Raw genomic sequence first — 12,455 nt, forward strand, 5'->3', positions numbered from 1 at the left:
GTCAGGGCAGGCAGATCTCGAAGCCGGTGCGTCCCCCGGGGAAGGTCCTCGGGGGGCGCGAGGCGGGCGTGACGGCGTAGAGGTGGAAGTCCAGGCGCCGCTGGAGGAAGCCGTCGAAGGCCGGGGACAGCGGGTCCCCGGCGTCCTGCTGCACGGTGAAGAAGTGGAAGCCCTGGCCGTGGAACGCGGCGTAGACGGCGTCCAGCAGCGCGCGCAGGACGGCGGGGTCCTCGGAGGGGATGCTGGTGTTGCAGAGGTAGAAGTAGCGGAAGTCGCCGCCGGGCGCGGGCAGGCGGGGCGCGCCGGTGACGGTGGCGAGCGCGTTGAAGCCCCGGCGCACCCACTTCATGCCGCCCCGGTACGCCAGCACGCGGTAGCGCTTCACGGCGTCGGGGTTCCACGCGGAGGTGCAGCCCACCAGGTGCCCGGCGGGGTCGAACGCGAGGAACGAGTCCTCCACGCGAAGTCCCGGCCAGCGCGCGAGCCGGTGCTCCAGCTCCCCGGTGTCGAAGCGGTAGCCGAAGGGGCGCGCGCGGTGGTCCGCGTCCAGCAGCGCGGCCATGGCGGGCACGTCCGCGGCGGTGGCGCGGCGCACGGTGTAGCGGCTGGGGCGCGGCTTGCGGCGCAGCACGAACTGGAGCGAGACGGCGGAGAAGGCGCGCAGCAGGTGGTAGTGCGGCTGCGCTTCCCGGGCCGCGCCCCGCCGCACCAGGGCCTGGAGCGCGGCGGCGTTGGAGGCCATGACGGCGGTGAGGAACACGTCCACGCCGTGGCGGCGGGAGGTCTCCTCCAGGACGGGCCCATAGAACCGGGCCAGGCCCCGGGCGCGGCGCGCGGAGAAGCGGGTGCGCAGGTCGCCCAGGTAGCCCACGCGGCACGGGGCGCCGTCCAGCCAGCCGTCCCGCACGTGGATGGCGCCCATGCCGTCCAGCCGGGGCGGCTCGCCGTGGGCCCACACCTCGGCTTCACCGCGCTGCATGGCGAAGAGGCCGAAGTAATCCGGCGACCGCTGCGTGCTGAGCACCAGGTCCCCGGTCATGGGCACGTCGCCGAACAGGTCCAGCAGCGCGGCGTTGTCATCCCGGGTGGCTCGGCGGAGGGGGCTCATGGGGCGCGTGGCAGCCTATGCGACGCCAGGATGGACTTCCGCCCCCGCCCGCCGTGCGCCACATTGCGGGCCTTCACGCGCGGAATGAGGAGGTCGTCATGGGGCTGCTGGGGTGGATCATCTTTGGCTTCTTCGCGGGGCTCATCGCCCGGGCCGTGCTGCCAGGGGACCAGCGCATGGGCTGCATCGGCACCACGGTCCTGGGCGTCGCCGGCGCCTTCGTGGGCGGCTTCCTCACGTCCATCTGGCGGGGCACCAACTGGCGCGACCCGGAGCCCACCGGGTTCCTCGGCGCCATCCTGGGCGCCGTCGTCCTGCTCCTGGTCTCCCAGGCGGCCTTCGGCGGACGCTCCCGGTAGCGCTTCAACCGCCGGGAATCCGGGGCCTTCTGGCGGGTTGGGGGGCCCGGCGGCCGGGTGTCCTGCCTGCATGGACCCCCTTCCGGGGAAAGCACGGTTCCCAAGAGGATGCCGGGCACTTTCTGTAGTACACCGCGCCCCAGGCATGCAGCGGGGGGCGGTCGGCCGCCGCTGAAGCCAAAGGAAAGGCGACGACATCATGATGAAGAAGACGATCCTGATCGCGGCGATGCTGAGCCTCACGGCCTGCCAGGGCCAGGGCGCGAAGCCGGGCGAGACCTCCGCCACCGGCACCTCCACGGCGGCGGCCACCGCCGGCGCTCCCCAGACCGAGGAGCAGAAGACGCTGTACGCGCTGGGCCTGTCCATCGGCCGCAGCATCAGCGTGTTCGACATGACCCCGCAGGAGCTGGAGTTCGTGAAGGCCGGCCTCACCGCGCAGGTCACCGGCCAGAAGACCGAAGTGGACCTGGAGACCTACGGTCCCAAGCTCCAGGACCTCGCGCGCGAGCGTTCGCTGCGCAAGGCCAACGCGGAGAAGGAGAAGTCCAAGGCGTTCCTGGAGGAGAAGGCCAAGGAGCCCGGCGCGGTGAAGACCGAGTCCGGCCTCATCTACAAGGAGCTCCAGGCGGGCACGGGCCCCCAGCCCCAGGCCACCGACATCGTGAAGGTGCACTACAAGGGCACGCTCGCGGACGGCAAGGAGTTCGACTCGTCCTACAAGCGCGGTGAGCCCACGCAGTTCCCGCTCCAGGGCGTCATCAAGTGCTGGACCGAGGGCCTCCAGAAGATGAAGGTCGGCGGCAAGGCGCAGCTCGTGTGCCCCTCCGACATCGCCTACGGCGACCGCGGCGCGCCCCCGAACATCCCCGGCGGCGCCGCCCTGGTGTTCGAGGTGGAGCTGCTCGAGATCGTGAAGCCCCCCGAGGCGCCCCCGGGCATGCCGAACATGATGGGCACCCCCCCGGCCCCCGGCGCGAAGCCGCCCCCGGCCGCCAAGCCGCCCCCGGCGACGAAGTAGTCACCGCCTCCCCCACGCGGGAGCGCTGAAGAGCGAGGGCCGGACGCGGGGGACTCCCCCCTCGCGCCGGCCCTCTTCGCGTCTCAGCGCGCTGGCGCCAGGCCCCCCACCGCGCTACGCCCGGCAGGCACGCGAAGCGGCCCGGACAGCCCGGGCCCCGAAAGGACACGGACGATGAGGCCGGACATGAAGAGGCTCACGTGGGGGCTGGCGGCGGCGCTGATGCTCACCGCTTGCGCGACGGGCAGGCCGGCGGAGGTGTCGCGCACGCCGTCCGCCACGGGCGCCGTCTCCGAGGAGGAGTTCAAGGCCATGCACACCCTGCGCACGGACGCCGCCCCCGAGCGCAAGGGCCAGCAGGTGGAGTTGGCCGACGGCTCCAAGGCCTACCTGAGCCTGCCGCCCGACGCGAAGGGCCCGCTGCCCGGCATCCTCGTCATCCACGAGTGGTGGGGCCTCAACGAGCACGTCCAGGCCTGGACGGACCGGCTGGCGGCGGAGGGCTACGCGGCGCTCGCGGTGGACCTCTACCACGGCAAGGTGGGCACCCAGCCGGACGAGGCGCTCGCGCTGGTGAAGGCGGTGGACCCGGACCAGGCCACGAAGACGCTCCTGGCCGCGCACGCGTTCCTCAAGGGCGACCCGCGCATCCAGGCCCCGCGCACCGGCAGCATCGGCTGGTGCTTCGGCGGGGGCTGGTCATTGCGCACCGCCATGGCCATCCCGGAGCTGAGCGCCGCGGTCATCTACTACGGCCCCCCGGTGACGGACCCGCAGCAGCTCTCCACCATCAAGGCGCAGGTGCTGGGCCTCTTCGGCACGAAGGACAAGTCCATCCCGCCGGAGACGGTGCAGGCCTTCGAGAAGGCCCTGGACGAGGCCGGCGTGCGCAGCCGCATCGTGGAGTACGACGCGGACCACGCCTTCGCCAACCCCTCCGGCGCCCGCTACGACGAGCGCGCCGCCGCGTCCGCCTGGGCGGAGACGTCCGCGTTCCTCGCGCGCACGCTCAAGCGCTGAGGTCGCGCGGGGCCGGCGGCCTTCAGTACGGCCGCTGGCCCACGTAGTTGCCCGGGGGCGCGTAGTTGCACACCCAGAAGTCCCAGGTGGACGCGCCGCTGAAGGGCGAGTTGACGGTGCAGCGCTTCGTGGCGCACCCCAGGCGTCGGGTGTTGCGCCACACCACCTGCGTGTAGTGGCCGCACTGCTCGCCCGCCTTGCAGGTGTTCTTCGAGTAGTCGTAGTCCGCCGCCTCGTCCACCCAGCCCTTCACCACGGCCTTCGCGTTCAGATAGTCCGGCGTGGCGGCGGCGATGTTCTCCCCCGCGTTGCCCCGGTCGTCGTTGTGCTTGAACTGGCATTGCTCCACCCACTTGCGCGCGGTCTCCTCCACCGTGGGGTCCCACGTGAGCGGCTCCAGCGCGGGCGACGGCGTGGGCTGCGCGGCGGCGCGGGCGGCGTTGTGGGCCTCCAGCATGTCCCGGGCGAACTGCGTCAGCTCCACGGTCCCCGCATCGGTGTCGGTGCCCCCATCCTCCTGGCGGCCCGCGTCCGCGGTCGCGTCGTCCGAGTCCCCGTCCGGGATGCAGGCGAGCAGGAGGAACGGGCTGAGCAGCCCAACGGAAGACAGGGACCGGAGGAGGGAGGGGCGTCGCATGGGAGGGATTATCCTCGCGCGGGTGGGTGTGCGGGCAAGCGGACAGGAGGGCCGCTGGGATGAGGTGGGACGAGGGCCCCGTGGTAGGGTCGGGGTCCGGTCAGGAGACGCGACATGAGCCAGGACGAATCCCGCGCGCGGAAGATCCAGACAGCCCTTGAAGGGAACGATGAGTTCAGCACCTTTTCCATCGACCCGGACCTCAAGAAGCTGAAGATGAAGCTGGACCTCCAGTCGGAGGCGCAGCAGCAGCAGTCCGGCCGCCCGGAGACCGCTCCCAGGTCGGGCATGTTCATGCGGCTGTTCCACAAGATGTTCCGGGGTTGAGCACGATGGCGATGGAGTCCTACCGCGCGCAGTGGGATCGCTCGCGGGCGTATCTGGAGACGGGGGACCTGGGGCTCGCGCTCCAGGAGCTGCGGGACGCGCTGACGCTGGCGCCGGACGACGCGGTCCTCTGGGAGGAGATCTTCAACCTGTCGCTGCTCGGGGGCCTCACGCAGAACGCCCTGGCCGCCGCGCAGCGGCTGCGCCAGCTGGCGCCGGAGAACCCCAACTTCATCGGCCTGCACGCGATGGCCGCGCTGCTCGCCGGCAGGCTGGCGGAGGCCCTGCCCCTCTTCGAGGAGGTCCTCCAGCGCGACCCTGAGTCGGTGGAGGCCCGCCGGCAGCTCGCGCGGGCGCTGGACATCGCGGGCCAGCGCGGCCGGGTGCGCGCGCTGCTGGAGGAGGCCGTCGCGCGGGCGCCCACGGACACGGGCGCGCCCAACGACCTGGCGGTGCACTACCTGGAGCATGTGCCCCAGGAGGGCCCCGAGCTCGCCGCGCGCGTGCTGACCCCGGTGCTGGCGGCGCACCCGGACGACCCCGCCACGCACTTCAACCTGGCGCTGGCGCTGCGCCTGGGCGAGCCCGCCAGGGCCCGCCATCACGCGGAGCAGGTCCTCCAGGGGAACGACAAGGAGCTGCGCGCGAAGGCCCAGCAGCTCCTGACGATGATCCCCGCTTGAGCCGTCAGCCCGCGCAGGGCACCCCCGTCCCCGGCGCCATGGATTTCCAGAGACAGACCCTGAAGACCCCGGGCGCCGTGTCCTCCCTGTGCTGGAGCGGCGACGCGCTCGTGGACCCGGTGGGGGGGCTGGTGCGCTACCACCTGGATGGCGCCACCTTCGACCCGCACGTGCGCTACTCCTACCGCTTCGACCGGTCGGTGATGTCCCCGGACGGCCGCTACAGCGTGCTGTACGAGTCGCTGGGGACCACGGGGCTGCTGCTCGACGGCACGGAGGTGGTCCGGCAGCTCACGCGCGACTTCTACCACGCGGACACCCACGACTATCCCGTGGCCCTGCACACGCTCCCCAGCGGACGCACGCTGCTGGCGCACTGCCCGGAGTCGTACTGCGTGCTGGAGCTGGAGGACGCCGCCACGGGCGAGCGCCTCACGAAGCGCGACAACCTCCCGACGGACATCTTCCACTCGCGGCTCCAGTTCAGCCCGGACGGGCGCCACCTGGCGAGCGCGGGGTGGATCTGGCACCCGGTGGACGCGGCGTCGGTGTTCGACGTGCCCCGCGCGCTGGAGGCGCCCGCGTCGCTGGACAGCGCCGCGCTGATGGACGGCGTGGAGAACGGCCTCTTCCTCACGTCCGTGGCCTTCGGCGCGAAGGACACGCTCGTCTTCGCGCGGATTGAAGAGTCCCGCGACGACGCCACCTTCTTCCTGGGCACGTACTCGCTGACGGAGCGGAAGGTGCTGGCGGAGGTGACGCTGGAGGAGCCCGCGGGCCCGCTGATGGTCGTGGACGCGGAGCACGTGGTGGACTTCTTCGAGCACCCGAAGCTCGTGTCTCGCTCCACCGGCCGCGTCGTCCAGCGCTGGGAGGACCTGGACACGGGGAGGGCGCTGGGCAGCATGCGCGGCCACCTGCCGACCCCGCCGCCCCTCGCGCTGGACCCCGCGCACCGCCGCTTCGCCGTGGGCACGGCGAGCGGCATCGAGGTCGTCACGCTCGCGGCTCAGTAGGGCTTCTCGCCCACCCAGTTGCCCGGCGGCGCGTAGTTGCACACCCAGAGCTGCCACGTCTTCACGTCCCCGCCGAAGGGCGAGTTCTTCGTGCACAGCCGCGTCGCGCAGCCCACCGCCTTCGTGGTGCGCCACACCACCTGCGTGTAGTGGCCGCACATCTTCCCGGCCTTGCACCTGCCGGAGGCGTGGTCGTAGTCGGCGGCCTCGTCCGCCCAGCCCTTCACCACCTGCGCGGTGGTCCAGGTGTCCGGCGTCGCGGCGGCCAGGTTCTCACCGAAGCCGCCCCGGTCCGGGTTGTGCTCGAAGCGGCACTCCTTCACGTAGGCCTCCGCCTTGCGCGCCGCCTCGTCGGACCAGGTGAGCGCGGGCAGCGCCGGCTTCGGCGTGGGGCGCGCGGCCCTCGCCCGCGCCTCGTTGTGCGCGGCCACCATGTCGCGCTTCAGCTCCGCGGCGGACGGCACCGGCTTGCGAGCGCCCTCCCCGGGCGCGGGCGTGGCCGCGGGGGCCTTGCGCGCGACAGCGGTGGTCGCGGCCTTCCTCGTGGAGGCGGAGACGGGCCGCCGCGCGTCCGCGCTGGAGCCACAGCCGAGCAACGGGGCCAGCAGCACCACGGCGAGCCCACGACGGAACACAGGAGGAGCCATGCGCGGAATCATTCCGCACCGGCGCCCCGCGTGCAGGAGAACCGCACCGGGCAGGCGGCGCCCGGTGGGCCCGAGCGCTCTCCTGCCCTACGCGCCCAGCCCGGTGAGCGGCCCCGTCCCGTCGTCGCCGAAGGTCGCGGTGGGCACGCCGAGCATGCCGAGCAGGGCGATGTAGAGGTTCGCCAGCGGCGCGCCGCCGTAGCGGATGTGCCGGCCCGGGGCGATGGCGCCGCCCGCGCGGCCCGCGAGCAGGATGGGCAGGTTCTTGTGCTCGTGCATGTTGCCGTCGGCGATCTCGCTGGAGAAGTACGCGACGCTGTGGTCCAGCAGCGTCCCGCCCTCCTCCTGCACGCCCTTCATGCGCTGGAGGAGGTAGGAGAACTGCTCCACCTCCCACTTGTCGATCCTGGCCAGCGCGTCGTAGTTGGCCTGGGCCCGCTGGTGGTGCGAGTACGCGTGGTGCTCGCCGGTCAGCCCCAGGAACGAATACACGCGCTCGCTGCGCGCGTTGCCCAGCATGAAGGTGCACGTGCGGGTCAGGTCGCACTGGAACGCGAGCACGATGAGGTCCAGCATCGCCTTCGTCTTCTCGCGCACGTCCACGGTGTCCGCGGGCGCGGCGACGGCGCCGCACGTGGGGCCCGCGCCGTCCAGCGCGTTCACGCGCAGCTCCAGCTCGCGCACGCCGGTGAAGTACTCGTCCAGCTTGCGCTGGTCCGTGGTGCCCAGCTTCGCCTGGAGCGCCTTCGCGTCGTCGCGCACGGCGTCGATGATGCTCAGGCCGTACGCCTTGCGCCTGGCCAGCTCCGCCTGGGTGACGTTCGGGTCGAAGTCCGCGAAGAGCCGCTCGAAGGCGGCGCGGGGCTTCGTCTCCTTGGGCACGGGGGTGGACGGCCCCGCCCAGGCGATGTTGTTCGCGTAGGGGCACGCGTAGCCGGAGTCGCAGTTGCCAATGCCCTTGCCCTGGTCGATGCCCAGCTCCATCGACGGGAAGCGCGTGGCCTTGCCCACCGCGTTCGCCAGCACCTGGTCCATGGAGATGCCGGTGCGGATGTTGGTGCCCTCCGTCTTGCGCGCCTTCACGCAGGAGAGGAACGCGGCTGTCGCGGCGGCGTGGTGGCCGTCGCCGTCCGGCTTGCCGGGCAGGTTGTCCAGGCCGCTCAGCACCAGCAGGTCGCTCTTCACCGGCGCCAGCGACGCGAGCGTGGGCGTCAGCGAGTACTCCGCGCCCTCGCTCGCGGGCGTCCACTTGGGCATGTGGATGCCGCAGGGCGTGTAGAAGGCCACGAAGCGGCGCGGGGCCGGCGTGGCGGCGCGGGCCGCGCTGGGGCGCATCACGTCCAGCAGGGGCAGCGCCATCAGCGCGCCCAGGCCGCGCAGGAGCGTCCGTCGGGAGAGGGTGGGGGTGCGGCTCATGGCTTGGGTGCCTCCGCCTCGCCGCGCCGCTGCAGGAACGCGTCGCTGCGGACGATGGCGAGGATGTAGTCGGTGAGACGGCCGCCCTGGGCCTCGGCCTGCTGGGAGATGTCCCGCACGGTGCAGCGGTCCTGCTCGTCCGCGCCGCGCCCGAGCGCGTAGGTGAGCAGGTGGCGCGTCATGCACGCGGACAGGTCCGGGTCCTGCTTCACCACCGCGCGCATCTCCACCACGCCGTTGAACGACTTGCCTCCGGGCAGCTCCCCGCTGGGGTCCACCGTCGCGCCGCCCTCCTCCTGCGTGCGCCAGCGGCCCACCGGGTCGAAGTTCTCCATGCCGAAGCCCAGCGGATCCATCAGCGAGTGACAGCCCGCGCAGGACGGGTTCGCGCGGTGCTGCGCCATGCGCTCCTTGATGTTGAGCGTGGGGTCCACCGCCGGGGCCAGCCCGCCCGCGTCCGGCGGTGGCGGCGGCGGTGCCTTGCACAGCAGCTGCTCCAGCACCCAGACGCCGCGCTTCACCGGCGACGTGCGGTCCGGGTTGGCGGTGACGGTGAGCAGCGCGCCCTTCCCGAAGAGGCCCGCGCGCTCCGGGTGGTCCTTCAGCTCCACGCGCGTCATCGCGGAGGTGCCCGGCTTGGGCAGGCCGTAGTGCGTGGCCAGCCGGTCGTTCACGTAGGTGAAGGGCGCGTCCAGCAGGTCCTTGAGGCGGTGGTCGCCGGTGACGAACTCCTGGAAGACGAGCTGTAGCTCCTGGCGCATGGCCTCGCGCAGCGGCTCGTCGAAGCCGTAGCGCGACATCGGCTGGGAGAAGTCGAGCGCTCGCATGTAGAGCCACTGGCCCGCGAAGTTGTCCACCAGCGCGCGGGCCTTGGGGTCGGCCAGCATGCGACGCACCTGCGCCTCCAGCACCTCCGGCTCATGCAGGTGGCCGCCCTCCGCGAGCTGGAGCAGCGCTTCATCCGGCATGCTGCTCCAGAGGAAGTAGGACAGGCGGCTCGCCAGCTCCAGGTCGCTGATGGGGTGCGGCGCGGTGGAGGTGGGGGCGGCGTCCAGCTCCACGCGGAAGAGGAAGCGCGGCGACACCAGCACCGCGCGCAGCGCCAGCTTCACGCCCACCTCCGGCGCATCGCCCTGCTGGCGGGCCAGCGTGACGAACGCGACCAGCCGCTCCACCTCCTCCGACGTGACGGGGCGGCGCCAGGCGCGGCGCGCGAAGGTCCTGAGCACCTCGCGAGCGCACGCCTCCGGCTGGGCCGGGTCGAGCGCGCACGTGTTGAACGCGCCCCGCGCCCACGCGGCCTCCACCAGCGCCTCCGCCGCGTGCGAGTACTTCTCCATCAGCAGCGGGGACATGCTGAGCACGTCCGCGTTGTTGTCGAAGCCGAAGCCGTGGTCGTCCGGCGGGAAGTCGCTCGCGGGGGCGCTCGTGTCCCCCAGCAGGTCGCGCACGGTGTTGTTGTATTCAGCCCGGTTGAGGCGGTGCAGCGTGACGCGGCCCGGGTCGCGCGCCGCCGAGCGGCACAGCGCGTCCGCTGGATCCACGGGCGTGGTGTCGGGCGCGTCCGGTCCCGGCAGCACCCGCGCCTTGGGGGGAGACTCGCTGCACCCCACGGTCAGCGCCGCCGCCGCCGCGAGGCCCACCCTCCGCCATCTCCGACCGCAGGCCATCACCTTGAGCACGCCTCCTCCGGGCCGTGAACGGACCCCGGCGAGCGCGCTCCGAAGCAAGTCCCTCACCAACGCCGCGTGACGACGGGCCGACGCACGGCTCCATCTCCAGGGTGGAGACGGGCCTGCGCGAGGGACTGGGAAGGGAAGAAGTGTTCCGCGACCGGGCCGGGCCCCGGGCCCGGGGAGGCACCGCGCGCCGACCCCTGCCCGGCAGGGCGGGTCAGGCGGCGCGGCGTCCCGGAAGCGGGCAGGGAGACGCGGCCCGCTTCCGGGGCGGTGACCCGCGCTACTGCGAGTCCTTCGCGGTGCCCGTCGTCTTCGGGGCGCCGTCGAGGTACGCGCGGTAGGCCTCGAAGCCGTAGGGCCGGCCGAGGAAGTCCTTCACCAGCGCCGCGGCGGGCTTGGAGCCACCGGGCTCCAGCACCGTCTTGCGGTACTGCATGGCCGTGTCACGGTCCAGGTAGCCCTTCTCCTGGAACCTCGACTCCAGGTCCTTCGCGATGACGGAGGACCAGAGGTACGTGTAGTACGCGGCCGAGTACCCATCCAGGTGCCCGAAGGCGAGCTCGAAGTGGGTGCCGTCTCGGTACTCGTGGCGGAAGGGGGACAGCTTCTTCTGGAGCTCCGCCAGCACCGCGGCCGTGTCGAAGCCCGGCGTGCGCGAGTAGTACTGGAGGCTGACCGCGGACAGGAAGAGCTGGCGGCGCGCCCACAGCCCCGTGCCGAACTCCTTCGACGCGCGCAGCTTCTCCACCAGCTCCGCGGGGATGGGCTCGTTGGACTCGTGGTGCTTGGCGAAGCTCTTGAGCACCTCCGGCTGCTCGGCCCACTGCTGCAACAGCATGGACGGCGTCTCCACGAAGTCGCGCTCCGTGGAGATGCCGGAGATGGGCGTCCACTTCTGGTGGCCGGAGAAGATGGCGTGCATCAGGTGGCCGAACTCGTGGAAGAACGTCTCCACCTCGTCGTGCGTCATCAGGTCGCCGGGGCGCGGGAAGTTGCACACCAGCACGCCCTCCGGCAGCCGCCTGCCCTCTTCACCGGTGATCAGGTCGAACTGCGCCGCGTGCTTGTACTTGTCGTCGCGCGGGTGCATGTCCAGGTAGATGCGGCCCAGCGGCTTGCCGTTGTCGACGACGTCATACGCCTCCACGTCGGCGTGCCACGTCTTCGCGTCCTTCACCGGCTGGAAGGCCACCCCCCACAGGCTGGAGGTGATGCCCATCACGCCGTCCTTCACCCGCGCGTACTCCAGGTAGGGCCGCACCGCCTGCGAGTCGTAGCCGAACTTCTCCGCGCGCAGCCGGTCCTCGTAGTAGTCCTGGTCCCACGGCTCCACCGCGGTGGCGCCCTTCACGTCCTTCTTCTTGCGCGCCAGCAGCTCCGCCATCTCCTTCTTCGCGCGGGCCTCCGTGGCCTGCGCCAGCTGGTCGATGAAGTCCGCCGCCGCCTGCTGCGTGCGCGTCATGCGCGTCTCGGTGGTGAAGGCCGCGTAGGAGTCATAGCCCAGCAGCTTCGCCAGCTCGTCGCGCTTCTCGATGAGCTGCGCGAGCACCGCCTGGTTCTTGGGGAACGCGCGCTGACGGTAGGTGCGCCAGAGCTTCTCGCGCGCCTTCGCGTTCTTCGCGTACGTCATGAACGGGAAGTAGTCCGGGTAGTTGCTGGTGATGACCACCTTGCCGTCCGCGCCCGGCGCGTGCGCCTTCTTGTAGTCCTCCGGCAGCCCGTCCAGCTCCTTGGGCGTGAAGGCCACGCTGCGCGTGTCCTCCGCGATGTTCTGCCCGAACTGCTGGCCCAGCTTGAGGATCTCCTCGTTGAGCGCCTTCACCTTGGCGCGCGTGGCCTCGTCCCGGTCCACGCCCGCGCGGCGGAAGTCCAGGAGCGTGCGGTCCATCCAGTAGCGCGTGGCCTCGTCCTCCTTGGACAGGTCCACCAGCGACAGCGCGTCGTAGACGCCGCGGTCCTGGGACAGCGCCACGTTGGCCGCGTCCACCTGCTGCTCGCACTCGCGGGCCGCGTCGCGCATGGCGGCGTCCGGGTGCACCTCGTGCGTGAGGCTGGAGCGGTTGGCCGCGTTGATGAGGGCCGTCTGCGCCTCGTCGTAGGCCTTGAGGACGCCCTGGCCGTTCGTCTTCGGATCCAGCTTCTTCAGCGCCTCCACCTGCGCCTGGGCTCGCTCCAGGTCCGCCTTGCACAGGGCCTTGTATGCGTCCGGCGCGCCGGCCAGGGCCTCCGAGCCCTTCATGGGCGCCAGCTGGGGCTTCGCCGCGGCGTTGGCCGCCAGGCGGGCCATGGCCTCGCGGTTCTGGGTGACGCTGCCGTTGGAGCAACCCGTCGCGGCGAGTGCCGCCAACACAGTCAGTGCGGGGATTCTCAAGGGGACTTCCTCCACAAGGGGAACGACCTGCTTCGCGGGGGCCGTCATGCCACATCCCCACCCCTCCGCGCCCGTTCGCCGTGAACGCCCGGCGACCCCCGGCACCGGCCGGATGCCTGGAGGCCCCCCTGACGCACCCCGCCTTGTGTCCCATCCAGCCCCCCGGTAATC

Annotated in this window: 12 protein-coding genes; 6 read left to right on the forward strand and 6 right to left on the reverse strand. The window is 72.0% G+C overall.

Going from position 1 to position 12,455, the window contains the following annotated elements; all coding sequences use genetic code 11:
- Window position 1: 1 nt before the first annotated feature.
- Complete coding sequence (locus tag U8525_RS24240) at window positions 2-1,108, reverse strand: GNAT family N-acetyltransferase (protein ID WP_374268675.1); 1,107 nt, start codon at window positions 1,106-1,108, stop codon at window positions 2-4.
- Between the two features lie 98 nt (window positions 1,109-1,206).
- On the opposite strand from U8525_RS24240, the gene U8525_RS24245 reads away from it, so the two are divergent.
- The 3 genes from U8525_RS24245 to U8525_RS24255 all read left to right on the forward strand — a co-directional run bounded on the left by U8525_RS24245 (window position 1,207) and on the right by U8525_RS24255 (window position 3,508).
- On the forward strand, window positions 1,207-1,467 hold the full coding sequence (locus U8525_RS24245; RefSeq protein ID WP_374268676.1) for a GlsB/YeaQ/YmgE family stress response membrane protein: 261 nt from the start codon (window positions 1,207-1,209) through the stop codon (window positions 1,465-1,467).
- Between the two features lie 202 nt (window positions 1,468-1,669).
- Window positions 1,670-2,488, forward strand: a complete 819-nt coding sequence (locus U8525_RS24250; protein WP_374268711.1) for an FKBP-type peptidyl-prolyl cis-trans isomerase — start codon at window positions 1,670-1,672, stop codon at window positions 2,486-2,488.
- Between the two features lie 186 nt (window positions 2,489-2,674).
- Window positions 2,675-3,508: a dienelactone hydrolase family protein gene (locus U8525_RS24255; RefSeq protein WP_374268677.1), complete on the forward strand. Its 834-nt coding sequence runs from the start codon at window positions 2,675-2,677 to the stop codon at window positions 3,506-3,508.
- Between the two features lie 22 nt (window positions 3,509-3,530).
- Here U8525_RS24255 and U8525_RS24260 read toward each other — a convergent pair whose 3' ends face one another.
- A complete protein-coding gene (locus tag U8525_RS24260) occupies window positions 3,531-4,145 on the reverse strand; it encodes a CAP domain-containing protein (protein WP_374268678.1) in 615 nt (204 codons plus the stop codon).
- A 114-nt stretch (window positions 4,146-4,259) separates the two neighbouring features.
- Between U8525_RS24260 and U8525_RS24265 the strand changes: the two genes are divergently transcribed.
- Genes U8525_RS24265 through U8525_RS24275 form a run of 3 tightly spaced genes read left to right on the forward strand, consistent with a single transcriptional unit; the run spans window position 4,260 to window position 6,171 of the window.
- Complete coding sequence (locus tag U8525_RS24265; protein WP_374268679.1) at window positions 4,260-4,472, forward strand: hypothetical protein; 213 nt, start codon at window positions 4,260-4,262, stop codon at window positions 4,470-4,472.
- A gap of 5 nt (window positions 4,473-4,477) precedes the next feature.
- A complete protein-coding gene (locus U8525_RS24270; RefSeq protein WP_374268712.1) occupies window positions 4,478-5,155 on the forward strand; it encodes a tetratricopeptide repeat protein in 678 nt (225 codons plus the stop codon).
- A complete protein-coding gene (locus tag U8525_RS24275) occupies window positions 5,152-6,171 on the forward strand; it encodes a hypothetical protein (protein WP_374268680.1) in 1,020 nt (339 codons plus the stop codon). Before U8525_RS24270 ends, U8525_RS24275 begins: the two co-directional genes overlap by 4 nt.
- Here U8525_RS24275 and U8525_RS24280 read toward each other — a convergent pair.
- The 4 genes from U8525_RS24280 to U8525_RS24295 form a co-directional block, all read right to left on the reverse strand.
- Entirely contained in the window at window positions 6,165-6,818 is a 654-nt protein-coding gene (locus U8525_RS24280) for a CAP domain-containing protein (RefSeq protein WP_374268681.1), read from the reverse strand. The genes U8525_RS24275 and U8525_RS24280 overlap by 7 nt on opposite strands.
- An 87-nt stretch (window positions 6,819-6,905) precedes the next feature.
- A complete protein-coding gene (locus tag U8525_RS24285; protein ID WP_374268682.1) occupies window positions 6,906-8,234 on the reverse strand; it encodes a DUF1552 domain-containing protein in 1,329 nt (442 codons plus the stop codon).
- Complete coding sequence (locus U8525_RS24290; RefSeq protein WP_374268683.1) at window positions 8,231-9,877, reverse strand: DUF1592 domain-containing protein; 1,647 nt, start codon at window positions 9,875-9,877, stop codon at window positions 8,231-8,233. The genes U8525_RS24285 and U8525_RS24290 overlap by 4 nt, the downstream gene beginning before the upstream one ends.
- A gap of 316 nt (window positions 9,878-10,193) precedes the next feature.
- A complete protein-coding gene (locus U8525_RS24295) occupies window positions 10,194-12,152 on the reverse strand; it encodes a M3 family metallopeptidase (RefSeq protein ID WP_374268713.1) in 1,959 nt (652 codons plus the stop codon).
- Window positions 12,153-12,455 lie beyond the last annotated feature (303 nt).

The organism is Corallococcus sp. RDP092CA (genome assembly GCF_041903675.1).
Lineage (GTDB): Bacteria > Myxococcota > Myxococcia > Myxococcales > Myxococcaceae > Corallococcus.

What these genes read in the sequence shown, in the direction of transcription:
- U8525_RS24280 (WP_374268681.1), bottom strand. Translation starts at nt 6,818, where the DNA reads ATGGCTCCTCCTGTGTTCCGTCGTGGGCTCGCCGTGGTGCTGCTGGCC.
- U8525_RS24285 (WP_374268682.1), bottom strand. Translation starts at nt 8,234, where the DNA reads ATGAGCCGCACCCCCACCCTCTCCCGACGGACGCTCCTGCGCGGCCTG.
- U8525_RS24295 (WP_374268713.1), bottom strand. Translation starts at nt 12,152, where the DNA reads ATGAAGGGCTCGGAGGCCCTGGCCGGCGCGCCGGACGCATACAAGGCC.
- U8525_RS24245 (WP_374268676.1), top strand. Translation starts at nt 1,207, where the DNA reads ATGGGGCTGCTGGGGTGGATCATCTTTGGCTTCTTCGCGGGGCTCATC.
- U8525_RS24270 (WP_374268712.1), top strand. Translation starts at nt 4,478, where the DNA reads ATGGCGATGGAGTCCTACCGCGCGCAGTGGGATCGCTCGCGGGCGTAT.
- U8525_RS24255 (WP_374268677.1), top strand. Translation starts at nt 2,675, where the DNA reads ATGAAGAGGCTCACGTGGGGGCTGGCGGCGGCGCTGATGCTCACCGCT.
- U8525_RS24240 (WP_374268675.1), bottom strand. Translation starts at nt 1,108, where the DNA reads ATGAGCCCCCTCCGCCGAGCCACCCGGGATGACAACGCCGCGCTGCTG.
- U8525_RS24265 (WP_374268679.1), top strand. Translation starts at nt 4,260, where the DNA reads ATGAGCCAGGACGAATCCCGCGCGCGGAAGATCCAGACAGCCCTTGAA.
- U8525_RS24260 (WP_374268678.1), bottom strand. Translation starts at nt 4,145, where the DNA reads ATGCGACGCCCCTCCCTCCTCCGGTCCCTGTCTTCCGTTGGGCTGCTC.
- U8525_RS24250 (WP_374268711.1), top strand. Translation starts at nt 1,670, where the DNA reads ATGAAGAAGACGATCCTGATCGCGGCGATGCTGAGCCTCACGGCCTGC.